Origin of the sequence: Dechloromonas sp. ZY10 (assembly GCF_041378895.1) — a bacterium.
GTDB lineage: Bacteria > Pseudomonadota > Gammaproteobacteria > Burkholderiales > Rhodocyclaceae > Azonexus > Azonexus aquae.
Window position 1 is genome coordinate 186,952 of sequence record NZ_CP144212.1, and the last position, 15,359, is coordinate 202,310.

13 protein-coding genes are annotated in these 15,359 nt (G+C 68.7%); 10 read left to right on the forward strand and 3 right to left on the reverse strand.

Annotation, left to right across the window (positions count from 1 at the left end):
• Positions 1 to 103: 103 nt before the first annotated feature.
• The 4 genes from VX159_RS00960 to VX159_RS00975 all read left to right on the forward strand — a co-directional run bounded on the left by VX159_RS00960 (position 104) and on the right by VX159_RS00975 (position 5,900).
• Positions 104 to 1,792: an enoyl-CoA hydratase-related protein gene (locus VX159_RS00960; protein WP_371324129.1), complete on the forward strand. Its 1,689-nt coding sequence runs from the start codon at positions 104 to 106 to the stop codon at positions 1,790 to 1,792.
• Positions 1,789 to 3,273, forward strand: coding sequence for a sigma-54-dependent transcriptional regulator (locus VX159_RS00965; protein ID WP_371324130.1), 1,485 nt, complete (start codon positions 1,789 to 1,791; stop codon positions 3,271 to 3,273). Before VX159_RS00960 ends, VX159_RS00965 begins: the two co-directional genes overlap by 4 nt.
• Positions 3,274 to 3,277: 4 nt before the next feature.
• The gene (locus VX159_RS00970; RefSeq protein WP_371324131.1) at positions 3,278 to 4,288 is read left to right on the forward strand and encodes a HupU protein; all 1,011 of its coding nucleotides are present in this window, start codon (positions 3,278 to 3,280) and stop codon (positions 4,286 to 4,288) included.
• Positions 4,289 to 4,457: 169 nt separating this feature from the next.
• Positions 4,458 to 5,900: a nickel-dependent hydrogenase large subunit gene (locus VX159_RS00975; RefSeq protein WP_371324132.1), complete on the forward strand. Its 1,443-nt coding sequence runs from the start codon at positions 4,458 to 4,460 to the stop codon at positions 5,898 to 5,900.
• Positions 5,901 to 5,936: 36 nt separating this feature from the next.
• On the opposite strand, the gene VX159_RS00980 is transcribed toward VX159_RS00975, so the two are convergent.
• From VX159_RS00980 to VX159_RS00990, 3 genes are all read right to left on the reverse strand, one after another.
• On the reverse strand, positions 5,937 to 7,112 hold the full coding sequence (locus tag VX159_RS00980; RefSeq protein ID WP_371324133.1) for an MFS transporter: 1,176 nt from the start codon (positions 7,110 to 7,112) through the stop codon (positions 5,937 to 5,939).
• Between the two features lie 240 nt (positions 7,113 to 7,352).
• On the reverse strand, positions 7,353 to 8,414 hold the full coding sequence (locus VX159_RS00985; protein ID WP_371324134.1) for a hypothetical protein: 1,062 nt from the start codon (positions 8,412 to 8,414) through the stop codon (positions 7,353 to 7,355).
• A 2-nt stretch (positions 8,415 to 8,416) separates the two neighbouring features.
• A complete protein-coding gene (locus tag VX159_RS00990; RefSeq protein ID WP_371324135.1) occupies positions 8,417 to 8,782 on the reverse strand; it encodes a metal-sulfur cluster assembly factor in 366 nt (121 codons plus the stop codon).
• Between the two features lie 80 nt (positions 8,783 to 8,862).
• On the opposite strand from VX159_RS00990, the gene nikR reads away from it, so the two are divergent.
• The 6 genes from nikR (at position 8,863) to hypA (ending at position 15,359) form a co-directional block, all read left to right on the forward strand.
• Positions 8,863 to 9,327 carry a nickel-responsive transcriptional regulator NikR gene (gene nikR, locus VX159_RS00995; RefSeq protein WP_371324136.1) on the forward strand — a complete coding sequence of 155 codons (465 nt, stop codon included), beginning with the start codon at positions 8,863 to 8,865 and terminating at the stop codon, positions 9,325 to 9,327.
• A complete protein-coding gene (locus VX159_RS01000) occupies positions 9,302 to 10,789 on the forward strand; it encodes a sensor histidine kinase (protein ID WP_371324137.1) in 1,488 nt (495 codons plus the stop codon). Before nikR ends, VX159_RS01000 begins: the two co-directional genes overlap by 26 nt.
• A gap of 180 nt (positions 10,790 to 10,969) precedes the next feature.
• Positions 10,970 to 11,794 carry a nickel transporter gene (locus VX159_RS01005; RefSeq protein WP_371324138.1) on the forward strand — a complete coding sequence of 275 codons (825 nt, stop codon included), beginning with the start codon at positions 10,970 to 10,972 and terminating at the stop codon, positions 11,792 to 11,794.
• Positions 11,795 to 11,802: 8 nt separating this feature from the next.
• The gene (locus VX159_RS01010) at positions 11,803 to 13,929 is read left to right on the forward strand and encodes a TonB-dependent receptor (RefSeq protein ID WP_371324139.1); all 2,127 of its coding nucleotides are present in this window, start codon (positions 11,803 to 11,805) and stop codon (positions 13,927 to 13,929) included.
• A 103-nt stretch (positions 13,930 to 14,032) separates the two neighbouring features.
• Positions 14,033 to 15,025, forward strand: a complete 993-nt coding sequence (locus tag VX159_RS01015) for a hypothetical protein (RefSeq protein WP_371324140.1) — start codon at positions 14,033 to 14,035, stop codon at positions 15,023 to 15,025.
• A complete protein-coding gene (hypA, locus tag VX159_RS01020; protein ID WP_371324141.1) occupies positions 15,018 to 15,359 on the forward strand; it encodes a hydrogenase maturation nickel metallochaperone HypA in 342 nt (113 codons plus the stop codon). The genes VX159_RS01015 and hypA overlap by 8 nt, the downstream gene beginning before the upstream one ends.

Consider the following 15,359-nt stretch of genomic DNA (forward strand, 5'->3'; position numbering starts at 1 on the left):
CGCCAAAGTTATACAAAAATGCCAATGAAAACATGATTTTGGTAAAAGCCCTTTAAAAACCGTGGTTTTGTTTGCGACAACTTTTTGAAAATACCCTGATGGCATGCGAATTCTCTTCCTGACGCATAGTTTCAACAGCCTGGCGCAACGCCTGTTTTGCGAACTCGCTGCGCGTGGTCACCAGCTCAGCATCGAGTTCGACATCGCCGATTCGGTCAGCGAGGAAGCGGTCGCGCTGTTCAAGCCCGATCTGCTGCTGGCGCCCTTTCTCAAGCGGGCGATCCCGGAAACGATCTGGCGGACGACGCCGTGTTTCATCGTCCATCCCGGCATCGAGGGCGACCGCGGGCCGTCGGCGCTCGACTGGGCGATCCAGAGCGAGCGTGCGGAATGGGGCGTCACCGTGCTGCAGGCCGAAGCCGAAATGGACGCCGGCCCGGTCTGGGCCTCGGCGAGCTTCCCGCTACGGGCGGCCAAGAAGTCGTCGCTTTACCGCAACGAAGTCACCGAAGCGGCCGTGCAGGCGGTCCTGCTGGCGGTCGAACGCTTCGCCGGCGGCGCATTTGTGCCCTATCGCGTGGCCGGTGCCGAGCAGCCGTTGATGCGCCAGGCCGACCGCGCACTCGACTGGACGAGCATGAGCAGCGCCGAAATTCTGGCCCGGATCAACGCCGCCGACGGCTTCCCCGGCGTTGCCGACCAGTGGTTCGCGACCCCCTGCCACGTCTTCGATGCCTGGCCGGAGGCGCAGTTGCGCGGCGCGCCGGGCAGTCTGTTGGCGCGGCGCGAACACGCGATCTGCCGGGCGACCGCCGACGGCGCCTTGTGGATCGGCCATCTCAAGCGCGCCGGCGGGATCAAGCTGCCGGCGACACAGGCCTTCCCCGAAGCCCTGGCCTTGCCCGAGCAGCCGCTGGCCGGCTGGTGGCAGGCCGACTCTCCGACCTGGCAGGACATTGCCTATCGTGAGGAGAACTGCAATGGTCGCAGCGTCGGCTTCCTCGACTGGAATTTCTACAACGGTGCGATGAGCACCGCCCAGTGCCGGCGGTTGACTGCGGCCTTGCGCTGGGCGACGACGCGGCCGACGCAGGTGATCGTGCTCGGCGGCAGTTCTGATTTCTGGTCCAACGGCATTCACCTCAACACCATCGAAGCGGCGGCCAGCCCGGCCGACGAATCCTGGGCCAACATCAACGCCATTGACGATCTGGCCGAGGCGATTTTGAGCTGTTCGACGCAGTTGACCGTGGCGGCGCTGGCCGGCAACGCCGGGGCCGGCGGCTGTTTCCTGGCGCGCGCCTGCGACCGGGTCTGGGTGCGCGACGGGGTGCTGCTCAACCCGCATTACAAGAACATGGGCAACCTGTTCGGCTCCGAATTCTGGACCTATCTGCTGCCGCCCCGGGTCGGCGCCGACGGGGCTGCCGCGATCATGCGCCACCGCCTGCCGATGCCGGCCGCCGAAGCGGTGGCCTGCGGTTTTTACGATGCCTGTCTGCCCCACGCCGGCTTTGCCGAGGAAGTCGCCCGCCGCGCCGGCGAACTGGCGGCCAGCCCCGATTTCCACGGTCAACTCGCCGCCAAGGTCGAAAAGCGCGCTGCCGACGAAGCTGCCAAACCGCTCGCCGCCTACCGCGCCGAGGAACTGGCCGAGATGCAGCGCAATTTCTACGGTTTCGATCCGTCCTATCACGTCGCGCGCTATCATTTCGTTGCCAAATCCCCGCACTCCTGGACGCCGCGCCACCTGGCCCGGCACCGCGACCTCGACTGGATCGTCCCCGCATGAACCCGACCGCCCTGCGCCGCCTGCCTGCCGTCCTCGTCGTCGATGACGAACTGCGTTCGCAGGAGGCCCTGCGTCGCACGCTGGAGGAGGATTTCGAGGTCTATTGCGCCTCCGACGCCGAGAGCGCGCTGGCGATCATCGAGCGCGAGCACAGCGTCGCCAACATCCGCGTCATCGTCTGCGACCAGCGCATGCCCGGCCGCAGTGGTGTCGATTTCCTCAAGGAGGTACGCGCCCGCTGGCCGGACATCGTGCGCATCATCCTCTCCGGCTATACCGACGCCGAGGACATCATCACCGGGGTTAACGACGCCGGGATCTGGCAATATCTGTTGAAGCCCTGGCAGCCGGAACAGCTGTTGCTGACCCTGCAGCGCGCGGCCGAAGTCTGGCGCCTGCAGCAGGAAAACCAGCGCCTCAGCGTCGACCTGCGCACTGCCGAGCCGGTGCTGCGGCGACGGGTCGAGAGCAAGCGCGACAAGGCGCGCAGCCAGCTCGGCCTGGCCGGGCTGATCCGCGCCGAGAGCAGCCCGCTGAATGCGATCTGCGAGCTGATCGAAAAAATCGCGCCCTACGACCTGCCGGTGACGATTACCGGCGAATCCGGCACCGGCAAGGAAATGGTTGCCCGCGCCGTGCATTACCAGAGCCGGCGCGGCGACAAGCCCTTCATCACCGAAAACTGCGGCGCCCTGCCCGATACCCTGCTCGAATCCGAGCTCTTCGGCTACAAGCGTGGCGCCTTCACCGGCGCGGTCGAGGATCGTGTCGGTCTGTTCCAGCAGGCTGACGGCGGCACGCTTTTCCTCGACGAAATCGGCGAAACCAGCCCGGCTTTTCAGGTCAAGCTGCTGCGCGTGCTGCAGGAGGGCGAATTCCGGCCGCTGGGCAGCAACCGTCCGGTCAGCGTCGATGTGCGGGTACTCGCGGCGACCAACCGCGATCTCGAAGAGGACGTACGCACCGGTCGTTTCCGCGAGGATTTGTACTACCGGTTGACCACCATTTCGCTGCATGTGCCGCCGCTGCGCGAGCGCGGCATGGACCTGCCCTTGCTCGCCCGGCAGTTGCTGGCCAACAGTAGCGCCGCACTGGGCAAGCGGGTCGACGACTTCAGCGCCGAGGCACTCGCCTGTCTGGCCGCTTATCGCTGGCCGGGCAATGTGCGCGAGTTGCAGAACGAAATCCTGCGCCTGGTGGCGCTCACCGAGAGCCCGCGCATCGGCGCCGAACTGCTCTCGCCGCGCATCCTGCGCACCCCGGTCGGCGACGCGGCGCCGCCCGACATCGTCTGGCCGGAAGGGCAGGCGCCGCTGTCGGGCAACCTCAAGGAGCGGATGGATCACCTCGAAATGCAGGTGCTCAAGGAGGCGATGATCCGCCATCGCTGGAACAAGTCGCGCGCCGCCCGCGAACTCGGCCTGTCGCGCGTCGGCCTGCGCGCCAAGCTGGTCCGCTACGGCCTCGAACGCGGGGACTGAGGCGATGCCGGCACCCACCGTCAAGGTCCTGTGGCTGCAAGGCGGCGGCTGTGGCGGCTGCACCCAGTCGCTGCTCTGCCACGAGCCGCGCCCGCTGTTTGCCGAATTGGCCGGCGCCGGGATCGAGTTTGTCTGGCACCCGGCGCTCGCCGCCGAGAGCGATCACGATGCGCTGGCGCTGCTCGCGGCCTGCGCCGATGGCAGCCAACCCTTCGACGTGCTCTGCGTCGAAGGCGCGATGCTGCGCGGGCCGGGCGGCAGCGGCCGCTTCCAGCGCCTGGGCGGCAGCGGCGAGGCCTTGCACAGCTGGGTCAGCCGGCTGGCGGTGCGCGCCCGCTGGGTGCTGGCGGTCGGCTCGTGCACCGCCTGGGGCGGTTTTTCGGCGAATACGCCGGGCAACCCGCTCGAAGCCTGCGGCCTGCAATACGAGGTCGACACGCCTGGCGGCCTGCTCGGTGCCGACTTCCGCAGCGCCGCCGGCCTGCCGGTGATCAACCTTGCCGGCTGCCCGGTGCACCCCGGCTGGGTGGTCGATACGCTGGAAAAACTGGCTTTGGAGGGGTTGACCGTGGAAGAGCTCGACGAGCTCGGGCGGCCGCTGCTCTACGCCGAACAACTGGTGCACCACGGCTGCCCGCGCAACGAGTATTACGAATTCAAGGCCAGCGCGCAGAAGCCGGCCGACCTCGGCTGCCTGATGGAAAACCTCGGCTGTAAAGGCACCCAGACCCATGCCGACTGCAGCCTGCGCCCGTGGAACGGCCAGGGCTCGTGCCTGCGCGGCGGCTATGCCTGCATCGCCTGCACCGAGCCGGGTTTCGAGGCGCCCGGCCACGCCTTCCAGCAAACCCCCAAGCTGGCCGGGATTCCCACCGGCCTGCCGGTCGATATGCCCAAGGCCTGGTTCGTCGCGCTCGCCGCCTTGTCCAAGTCGGCAACGCCGAAGCGGGTGCGCGAAAACGCCGTCGGCGACCACCTGCGGGTGCGGCCGGCGATCAAGAAAGGGCAGAAATGAGGGGGCAAGCCGTCTCCGGGGACAGATCAATCCAGATGGCCGCTTTGTCGCTGCAGCGGGTACCGTGCCCGGCCAGCGTTTCGCCCGGGCTTCGCTGCTGGTTGAAAAGCATGCGGGGGGGCGATCAATCGGCATCAATCGGCGCGGTGAGCGGAATGGGGGCTTGCCGATGAGCCGCCGGATTGTGCTCGGCCCCTTCAACCGCGTCGAAGGCGACCTCGAACTGAGTCTCGACCTCGATGCCGACGGTCGCAGCGTCACGGCGGCGCGGGTCAATTCGCCGCTGTTTCGCGGCTTCGAGCAGATTCTGGTCGGGCGCCAGCCGCTTGATGCGCTGGCCATCGTGCCGCGCATCTGCGGCATCTGCTCGGTCGCCCAGTCGGCCGCCGCCGCGCAGGCGCTGGCGCAACTCGCCGGGGTGACGCCGCCGCCCAACGGGCAACTGGCGCAACGGCTGGTCCAGGCGACCGAGAACCTGGCCGACCACCTGACCCATTTCTACCTATTCTTCATGCCCGACTTCGCGCATCCGGCCTACGCCGGGCGCCCCTGGCATGCAGCTGTCGCCGGGCGCTTCCGCGCCGGCAGCGGCAGCGCGGTCGGCGAAGTGTTGCCGGCGCGCGCCCGCTTTTTCCATCTCACCGGTTTTCTCGCCGGCCGCTGGCCGCACACCCTGGCGCTGCAGCCGGGGGGCAGCACCAAGGCGATGAGCAGCGCCGAGCGCATCCGGCTGCTGGCGATCCTGCGCGAGTTCCGCGCCTTCCTCGAACAGACGCTGTTCGGCGATGCGCTCGAAGCCGTGCTCGCGCTGCCCGATGCCGACGCGCTGCAGGCCTGGGCCGCCGGCCGTGCCGGTGATCTGCCGCTGTTCCTGCGCGCTGCGGCCGATCTCGGCCTGGAGCGGGTCGGGCAGGCTTACGAACGCTATCTATCTTTTGGCGCCTACGACTTGCTGCCGGCCGGCATCCGCCAGCCGGGGGCGAACGGCGCATTCACGGTCGACCGGCTGGAAACGGAAAAAATCAGCGAAGACATCCGCCACTCCTGGCTCACCGGCCCTGACACGCTACCCCCGGCGCAGGGCGAAACCCTGGTCGACGCCGACAAGGCCGATGCTTATACCTGGTGCAAGGCGCCGCGCTATGCCGACCAGCCGGCCGAAACCGGCGCCCTGGCGCGGCAGCTGCTCGCCGGTCAGCCGCTACTTGGCGATCTGGTCGCCCGCCACGGCGCCAGCGTCACCGCCCGCGTCGTTGCGCGCCTGCTCGAACTGGCGTTGATCGTGCCGCAGATGGAAGACTGGCTGCGCGCCATCGTCCCCGGCGAAGCCTTCTGCCTGCCGGTCGAACTGCCCGACAGCGGCGAAGCCTGCGGCCAGGTCGAAGCCGCGCGCGGCAGCCTCGGCCACTGGCTGAGCGTGCGCCGTGGCCACCTGGAGCGTTACCAGATCATCGCCCCGACCACCTGGAACTTCTCGCCACGCGACCGCCACGACCAGCCCGGTCCCCTCGAACACGCCCTAGTCGGCCTCCCCGCCGGCCCCGACGCCCCGCCGACGGTGCAACACGTAGTGCGCTCGTTTGATCCGTGCATGGTGTGCACGGTGCATTAGCCGCGCCAGTCGCTCGCAACTCTACGCTTGATCGCCTTATCCCCGCTCCGGGGCTTCCCGCCACAGCGGGCGCAGCGCCAGCAGGCCGAGCAGCGGCCCGGGGAGGAGCAGCCAGGCGATGTGGGTGCCCCAGTCGCCGACCAGGCGGGTGCCGAGCTGGATCGAGCCCATGGTGATCGCGAAGCCGAGGGCGTTTTGCAGGGCCAGGGCGCTGCCGACCATTTCCGGCGGGCAGGCGCGGGCGGACAGCGCCGAGAAGTGCGGCGAGTCGGCGACGACGCTGGCGCCCCAGAGCAGCAGGAGCAGCCATTTTGCCCAGTTTGGCGCGTCGACCGTGAACGGGAAGAGCAGACAGCAAGTGGCCGAGAGCGCCAGCGCCAGCGCCGCCACGCGGGCGCTGCCGGCGGTCCGGCTGAGCACGCCGCCGGCGATGCAGCCGAGCGCGCCGATGCCGACCACGGCAAAGGCGGCTCCGGCCCCGTGGCTGCTGCCCGGCGCGGCAAGCCCGGCTTGCAGCAACAAGGCCGGAACCAGCGTCCAGAAGGCATACAGCTCCCATTGATGCCCGAAATAGGCCAGCGCCGAGGCGCGGAAGGCCGGCCGGGTGAAGCAATGCAGCACCCGCCCGAGTTGCAGCGGCGGCGCGTTGTTGCGGCGTTGCAGGTGGGGGCCGTCGCCCAGCCGGTGGATCATTGCGGCGGCGAGCAGGGCCAGGCCGGACGAGACCAGAATCGCCGCCTGCCAGGCGGCGCCGGTGCCGAGCCAGCGGATGCCGTGCGGCAGCGCGCTGCCCAGGGTCAGCATGCCGACCAGCCAGGCCAGCGCGGCACCGGCGCGTTGCGGTTCCCAGCTGACCACCAGCTTCATCCCCAGCGGGTAGATGCCGGCCAGGCTGAGGCCGACGAGAAAACGTAGCGGCACGCCGCTGGCCAGACCGTCGGCGAACAGCGCGAAAGCACCATTGGCCAGCGCCCCGCCGACTGCGCTGACGGCGAAGATGCGGCTGGCGGCATAGCGGTCGGCGAGGCCGCTCAAGGCCAGCAGCAAGGTGCCGCAGATGAAGCCGAGCTGCACCGCGTTGGTCAGCGTGCCGATCTCGGCCGGCGGCAATTGCCATTGGCGCAGCAGATCGTCGGCGGCGCTGTTGGCGGAAAACCACAGCGAAGTGCCGAACAACTGGGCGACGACGATGATCAGGATGCTGCGTTGCATGGCGAGGGGGCGGACGAAAGCGGCGCGATGAAAAACGCAGCATAAGCCAATTTGCCCCGGCTCAAGCGGCTGCCGCAGGTGCAGAAAAAACGGAGGTCGGTTTGCGGCGAAACGCTGGCCGGGGGCCTGATCTCTCCCCCCATGCGCCGCAATGTCACTGGCTCCGACCGCCGGCCTGCCTTCAATCCCGGCCGCCCGTTGCCTGCATTGCCGCGCTGGAAGCCCGGCAGGTCTGTTCGGTTAGCCGGCCCGCCCGCGTCCGACCTGGATCAGCAGGGTCAGGATGAAGACGCCCAGGGTGACGGCGTTGAACAGCGCCGCGTGCGCCGGCAGCTTGCCGAGCAGCACGCCGCCGACGCGCAGCAGCAGGCCGAGGTGGAGCAGGGCCAGCGGCAGGTAGAACAGCGGGCTCCACGGAATGCGCACGCGCATCACGGCCGGGAAGATGATCGGCGCGTGGCCGATCACCATTGAGAAGATGAAGCCGAGGCCGAGCCCGTGCAGCGCCGCGTCGCGCCAGTCGTGGCCGGGGGCCAAGGCGCCGCTCAGGCCGAGCAGTCCGGCCAGCGCCAGCCAGCCGTAGCCGCACAGCAGGCACAGCGCGACAAAGCGCGGCAGGGCTTCGGCGCGCAGGTTGCGGCGGGCGATGTCGTAGCGCAGCAGCCAGCCGGCGAGCAGCAAGAGACCAAGCGCGAACAGCCGGCCGTCGTCGATGCCGGCCAGCGCGCCGCCGGCGAGCAGCAGTGCAACGATGCCGCTGAAGACCTTCTTTGCGGCGGCCGGGGTCGGCAGGAAGCGGGTCAGTTCGAGGCGTTCGCCGGCGATGGTCAGGATCAGGAACAGCAGCCAGCCGTAGCTGGCCTGCGCGGTATCGCCGCCGAGCAGCCAGTAAAGATTGGCGAGCAGCCAGCAGGCGGCGCCCATGATCAGCACCTGGGCATGCACCGACACCTGCCGCCGCCAGGCCTGGACGCTGGCGGCGACCAGCACCGTCGCGGCCAGCGCGCCGAGCAGGCGGGGCAGCGGCGAAGCGTCGCCGGCGAGCAGCAGGGTGCCGCCCAGCCCGGCGGCCAGCGGCGCCAGGTAAGCCCAGCGCTGGCCGAGCGCAACCGCGCGTTCGAGGCTGACGACGGTGCCGAAAAAGGCCGCGATCATCAGTGGACCGTGGAAGGCAGCGGCTTGCGCGGCTGGCGTCGGCACGTTCCAGCCGAGCCGGGCGAGGCCGGCCAGCACGCCACCGAGCAGCGACAGCATGCCAAGCAGCAGCAGCGGCAAGCGGGCGCGCGGCGGCAGGTCGGCCATGCTCAGTCTTCCCAGCCGAGGCGGGCGCGGCACTCGGGGCTCATCAGCGCCGGCGACCAGGCCGGTTCCCAGACGACCTTGATTTCGACCGGGACCTCCGGCGGCAGCAGGCGCTGCAGTTCGGCGCGGGCGTCGTCGACGATCAGTCCGCCCATCGGACAGGCCGGCGAGGTCATGGTCAGGTCGACGCTGACCCCGGCGGCGTCCGCACGGATTGCATAGACCAGCCCGAGATCGACGATGTTGGCACCGATTTCCGGGTCGGCGACCTTGCTCAGCGCGGCGCGCAGGGCCTCGATGGAAGGCAGGGCCGAGGACGCGGACGGGGAGGCAGGCAGGGAGGCAGGCAGGGAGGCGGGCAAAGACATGGGAGGGAAACCGCTAGAATATTGTCGTCGGCATCGTAGCATCGGCGCCGGCAAACTTTTTTAGCAGGGAGCAAGCTTTCATGGAACGTTTCACCATCTCGCTCGATGCGGCGCTGGCCGGCGACTTTGACGCGCTGATCGCCGCCCGTGGCTACCGCAATCGTTCCGAGGCGGTGCGCGACCTGATCCGCGCCGCGATTGCCGCCGACCGCGCGCGCGAGGCGCCGGCCGGCCACTGCGTCGCCAATCTCTCCTACGTCTATAACCACCACGAGCGCGAGCTGGCCGAGCGCCTGACCGAAAAGCAGCACGCCCACCACGACCTCACCGTCGCTGCGCTGCACACCCATCTCGACCACGAAAACTGCCTCGAATCGGTGATCCTGCGCGGCCCGACCGCGCGCGTGCAGCAGTTTGCCGAAGCGCTGATCGCCGAACGCGGCGTCCGCCACGGCCAGGTCAACCTGATCGCGCTCGAAGCCGAAGCGCACCACGCCCACGACGAACACGGGGAAGCGCATGTCCACTACCGTCCCGCCCGCTGAAGCGTCGGGCGCGCAGCCACCGTCGGTGTCGGTCATGGCGCCTGCCGGGGCCGCGCCGAGTCCGCTGGCCGATGTGCCCGGGGCCGGCCCGCTGGCCGGCGACGGCCTCGGCGAACAGGCCTGGATCGAAGTCATCCAGCGCATGGACGAGGTCTATAACGACCTGCTGCAGTACGAAGTCGCGCTCGAAGAGAAGAACGCCGCGCTGGAGGAATCGCACCAGTTCATCGAAAGCGTGCTGGCGTCGATGTCCGACATCCTGATCGTCTGCGACCGGCCGGGCACCATTCAGGAGGTCAATCCCTCGCTCTGCCATTTCACCGGCCAGAGCGCCGCCGCGCTGGTCGGGCGGCCGCTGTTCGACCTCTTTGCCGACGACGGCGAGCGTGCCCGCGCCCGCGAGTTGTTCGCCCGCTTCGCCCGCGAGGGGGTGCATGACCAGGAGTTCTTCCTGCGCGCTGGCGACGGTTCGACGGTGCCAGTCTCGATCAACTGCACGCCGCGCCTGTCGCAGACCGGCAAGCTGATGGGGGTGGTGGTCACCGGCCGTCCGGTCGGCGAACTGCGCCGCGCCTACCAGGCGCTGCGCCAGGCACACGACGACCTGAAGCGGACGCAGGGACAGTTGCTGCACGCCGAAAAGATGGTCTCGCTCGGCCGCCTGGTCGCCGGCGTCGCGCACGAACTCAACAACCCGATCAGCTTCGTCCTCGGCAACGTCCTCTCGCTGCAACGCTACGCCCGCCGCATCGGCCAGTATCTCGATACGGTACATGCGGCGCCGCAGCCGCCCGAGGTCGACGCGCTGCGCGGCGAATTGCGCATCGACCGCATCCTCGCCGACATGCCGCAGCTGATCGCCGGGATGATCGAAGGCGCCGAGCGCACCCGCGACATCGTCGATGCGCTGAAACGCTTTTCCGCCGTGGACAAGGCGACGCCGGAGCGGGTGCACCTCAACGAGGTGGTCGAACGCTCGGTGCGCTGGGTGGTGCAGAGCGCGCCGGCCAAATTCACGGTCGACTGCGATTTGCCGCCGAATTTGTACTGCCGGGGATCGTCGGGGCAGTTGCAGCAGGTGGTGATGAACCTGATCCAAAACGCCTGCGACGCCACGACCTCGGCCAGCGCCGGGGCCGGCGGCGGGCGGCTGACGATCCGCGCCGCGCTGGCCGGCGGCGAGGTCTGCCTGAGCTTTTGCGACAACGGGCCGGGGATTCCGCCCGAGCACCTCGACCACCTGTTCGAGCCCTTTTTCACCACCAAGCCGGTCGGCCAGGGCACCGGCCTCGGGCTGTCGATCAGCTACGGCATCGTCGACCGCCACGGTGGTCGGCTCAGCGCCGCCAACCGGGGGCCGGTCGAGGCCGCTGGTGCAAGGGGCGGCGAGGTAGCGGGCGAAGTGCCTGGCGACATTGGCGGCGCCTGTTTCCGCCTCTGCCTGCCGCTGGAAAGCAGCTAACCACTCTGTAAGCTGCTGGCGGCACCGCTTGCTGACGGGCGCCGCCGGGGAAATCTGGAAAGTCCTTGATCGGCAAGGCCGCGCATCGCTGGCACAATCCTTGTATGAGGTTTTGCGTTTTTTTCATAAAACGTAAGAGCGGACGGTCGCCGACCGAACCGGATCGAGGAGACAAAGACCATGGATACCTTGCCTGCCGATGCACTGTCGCTGGCCTTGCTGACCTTCGTGCTCGGCATGAAGCACGGTTTCGACGCCGACCATCTGGCGACCATCGACGGCCTGACCCGCTACAACGCGCGGCGCAACCCGGCGCTGGCGCGTTACTGCGGCACGCTGTTCTCGCTCGGCCACGGCGGCGTGGTGATCGTGATCGCGCTGTCGGTCGCGGCGCTGGCCGGGCAATGGGCGGTGCCGGACTGGTTCGAGCTGCTCGGTTCGCTGATCTCGATTGCCTTCCTGCTCGGGCTCGGCCTGCTCAACCTCAATGCCGTGCTGCGCGCCGGGCCGGATCAGGTGGTGCAGCCGGTCGGGCTCAAGGGGCGCCTACTCGGGCAGCTGGGCCAGGTCTCGCATCCGGCGCTGGTGGCCTTGGTCGGGGCGTTGTTCGCGCTTTCCTTCGATACCCTGTCGCAAGCCGCCTTCTTCGCCCTCAGCGCCAGTTCGCTCGGCGGCTGGCAGCACGCGCTCGGGCTGGCCTTGCTGTTCATGCTCGGGATGCTGCTCACCGACGGTATCAACGGCTTGTGGATCGCCCGCCTGATTGCCCGCGCCGACCAGATCGCGCTGGTCGCCTCGCGGGTGATGGGCCTGGTCGTCGCCGGCGTCTCGCTGCTGGTCGCCGCCTTCGGCCTGGCCAAGTTGCTGTCGCCGGCAGTTGAGGCCTGGGCCGACGGCAAGGAACTGGCTTTTGGCCTGCTGCTGGTGGCGATCATCGCCGGCAGCTTCTTCTGGTCGCTGCGCCTGACCCGGCGGCTGGCGCCGGCCGGCTCGCTGGAAGCCTGAGGCCGACGATGGCGCAGCCCATGCTCTACGGTCGACGCGGCGAAAAGCCCAAAACCCTACCGGCCGCCGTGCTGTGGCCGTCCTTGCTCGGCGTCGCGCTGGCCACCGGCACCGCGCCGCTGGCCGCGCACGAGGCCGCCCAACTGTCGACCATCGAGGTCCGCGCGCAAGCGGAAAATCTGCAGGGCCTGGCCCGTTCCGGCAGCGAGGGCATCGTCTCCAGCCAGCGCCTGGCCGCCGTGCCGCTGCTGCGTCCGGGCGAGGTGCTGGAAATGGTGCCGGGGCTGATCGTCACCCAGCATGCCGGCGACGGCAAGGCCAACCAGTATTTCCTGCGCGGCTTCAACCTCGACCACGGCAGCGACTTCGCGACCTGGATTGGCGGCGTGCCGGTCAATGCGCCGACGCATGCGCACGGCCAGGGCTACACCGATCTCAATTTTTTGATTCCCGAGCTGGTCGACCGTGTGCATTACCGCAAAGGCCCGTATTACGCCGAAGAGGGCGATTTCTCGTCGGCCGGCAGCGCGCATATCGACTATTTCCGTCGTCTCGACCGCAATCTGGCGCAGCTGACTTTGGGCGGTTTCGGTAAACATCAGGGCCTGGCGCGGACGCTGCTCGCCGGCTCGCCGCAGGCTGGGGCCGGTAACGAGCGCGGGCAATGGCTGTACGGGCTGGAGCTGTATCGCAACGACGGCCCCTGGCAGGTGCCGGAAAACTACCGCAAGTTGAACGGCGTGCTGCGCTACAGCGAAGGCAGCCGGCGCGACGGCTGGTCGCTGACCGGGATGGCCTACGACGGCCGCTGGACCTCGACCGACCAGATTCCCGAACGGGCGCTGGCGCAAGGGCTGGACCGCTTCGGCAGCCTTGATCCGACCGCCGGCGGGCGCAGCTTCCGCTACAGCCTGGCCGCCGACTGGGCGGCGCACGACGCCGAGCGTCACCGCAAGGGCAGCGTCTGGCTGCTGCATTCCGGCCTCGACCTGTGGTCCAACTTCACCTATTTCCTGAACTCGCCGGCCAACAGCGACCAGTTCCGTCAGAGCGAACGGCGTACTGCCGGCGGCTTTCAGTGGGCGGAAGCGCGCTTTGGCGAATGGCGCGGTCTGGCAGTTGAAAACGCCTGGGGCGTGCAGGGCCGCGTCGACCGCATCGCGCCGCTCGGCCTCTACGCGACGCAGGCGCGGCAGACGCTGGCGACGGTGCGCGAAGATCGCGTCGAACAGCGCAGCCTCGGTTTCTGGGCGCACAACGAGGTGCGCTGGAACTCGTGGTTCCGCTCGACCCAAGGTTTCCGCGCCGATGTCTGGAGCGCCACGGCCAACAGCAATTTGACGGCCAATTCCGGCGAACGCAGCGATGCGCTGCTGACCCCCAAGCTGGCGCTGGTCTTCGGCCCGTGGCAGCGGACCGAGGTCTATTTCAACTACGGCCACGGCTTCCACTCCAACGACGCGCGCGGCACCACCATCCGCGTCGATCCGGCCGATGGCACGACCACGGTCAATCGCGTCGCGCCGCTGGTGCGGACGAAAGGCCACGAGCTCGGCGTGCGCAGCGAAATCCTGCCCGGCTGGCAGTCGACCGTGAGTGTCTGGCAACTCGATTCGGCCTCGGAACTGCTCTTCGTCGGCGACGCCGGCACCACCGAGGCCTCGCGTCCGTCGCGCCGGCAGGGCATCGAGTGGAACAACTTCTACGCGCTGAGCGACTGGCTGGCGCTCGACGCCGACCTCGACTGGTCGCGCGCACGCTTCCGCGACGACGATCCGGCGGGTCGTTACGTGCCGGGGGCGGTGACCACCAGCGCCAACCTCGGCCTCAGCGTCGACCGCCTCGGTCCGTGGTTCGGCGCCTTTCGCCTGCGCCACTTCGGCCCACGCCCGCTGCTCGAAGACAACTCGCTGCGCTCGCGCAGCTCGACCCTGGCCAATCTGCGCATCGGCTACCGGCTCGACCGCCAGACGCAGCTGCAACTCGACGTGTACAACCTGTTCGACCGCCAGCTGAGCGACATCGAGTACGCCTACGAATCGCGGCTGGCCGGCGAGGCCGCCGGCGTGATGGATCGGCATTTCCACCCCGGCGAGGGGCGCAATTTGCGCCTCAGCATCATCCATCGCTGGTAAGACGATGCCGGTTTTTGCCTTGCCGACACGGTCGACCGTGAAAATGCGCATTTTTTGCGCCAGACGGTCGACAGCCGCCGGCCAAAGACACTAGGCTTGCCGGATGGACCCTCGTGCCCCTGTTGCTTCTGACGCTGCCCCTCCCGCCGGCTTGACCACCGCCGGCGAATTGCGCATCCGCGCCACCTACGCCGCCGGCCGGCTGTGCCAACTACAGGCCGACCTGCAGCGGCCGCTGGTGGTCAGCCTGTTCCATGGGCAAAACCCGGAAGCGGTGGTCAAGACCCTGCCTTACCTCTACTCGCTGTGCGCGCACGCGCAACGGGCGGCAGCGCAGCAGGCGGTGGCGGCAGCGCTCGGCCAGCCGCCGCTGGCCGTCGACCACGCCGCCTTGTGGACCGAACTGCTGCACGAAACCCTGTGGCGACTGTTGCTCGACTGGCCGCCGGCGTTGGGGCTGGAACCGGCCAAGGCGGCCTTCATCACCTGGCGCGGACAGCGTCTGGGGCCGGAGGCGCCGGCCGCGACTGCGGCCCTGCTCGCCGGCGAACTCGCCGAACTGGCTGAAAAATGCCAAAAAATCCTGGTCGACCGTGAAGGGACTGAGCCAGCCGTAGCCGCTGCGGCGCCGGCTCGCTTCGTGCCGCTGGCGCCCGCTCCTTGGCTCGATTACTGGCAGGGCCTGAGCGACCTGCGTCCGCTGCCGTTGCAGCCGGTCAGCATTGCCGCCGCCTACGCCGCCTTGCTGCAGCAGGCACAGGCTGGCGCTGCCGCGCTGGCGGCGGCTACGCCTTATCCGCTGGCCGCCGCCGGGCAGGGGCGCTGGGGCGTCGGTCAGACGCTGAGCGCGCGCGGCATCCTGACCCATGCGGTGCATCTCGACCACGAGCGCGGCCGGGTCATCGACTATCGCATCTGGGCGCCGACCGACGCGCATTTCGCCGATGCCGGCGGGCTGGAGCAACTGCTGGCCGGCCGGACCTTCGGCAGCCGCGAAGCGGCCCGGCAGGCGCTGAATCAGGCGGTGCTGGCGCTCGATCCCTGTCTGCCGTTCCGGATCGAACTGGATGTCCCCGAGGAAGCTCACCATGCATGAAATGTCGCTCGCCGAAGGCGTGCTGCAACTGGTCGAAGACACCGCCCGCCGCGAAGGTGCGCAGCGGGTCAAGACCGTGGTCCTGGAAATCGGCCGCCTGTCTTCGGTCGAACCCGAGGCGCTGCGCTTCTGCTTCGATGCGGTCGCCCGCGACACGCTGGCGGCGACGGCCGCGCTGGAGATCGTCGACGTCGCGGGGGCGGCCTGGTGCCTCAATTGCGACGCGACGGTGGCGGTTAGCGAACGTTACGACGCCTGCCCGCAATGCGGCGGCTACCAGTTGCAACTCACCGCCGGCACCGAAATGCGCGTGCGCGAGATTGAAATCGAATGA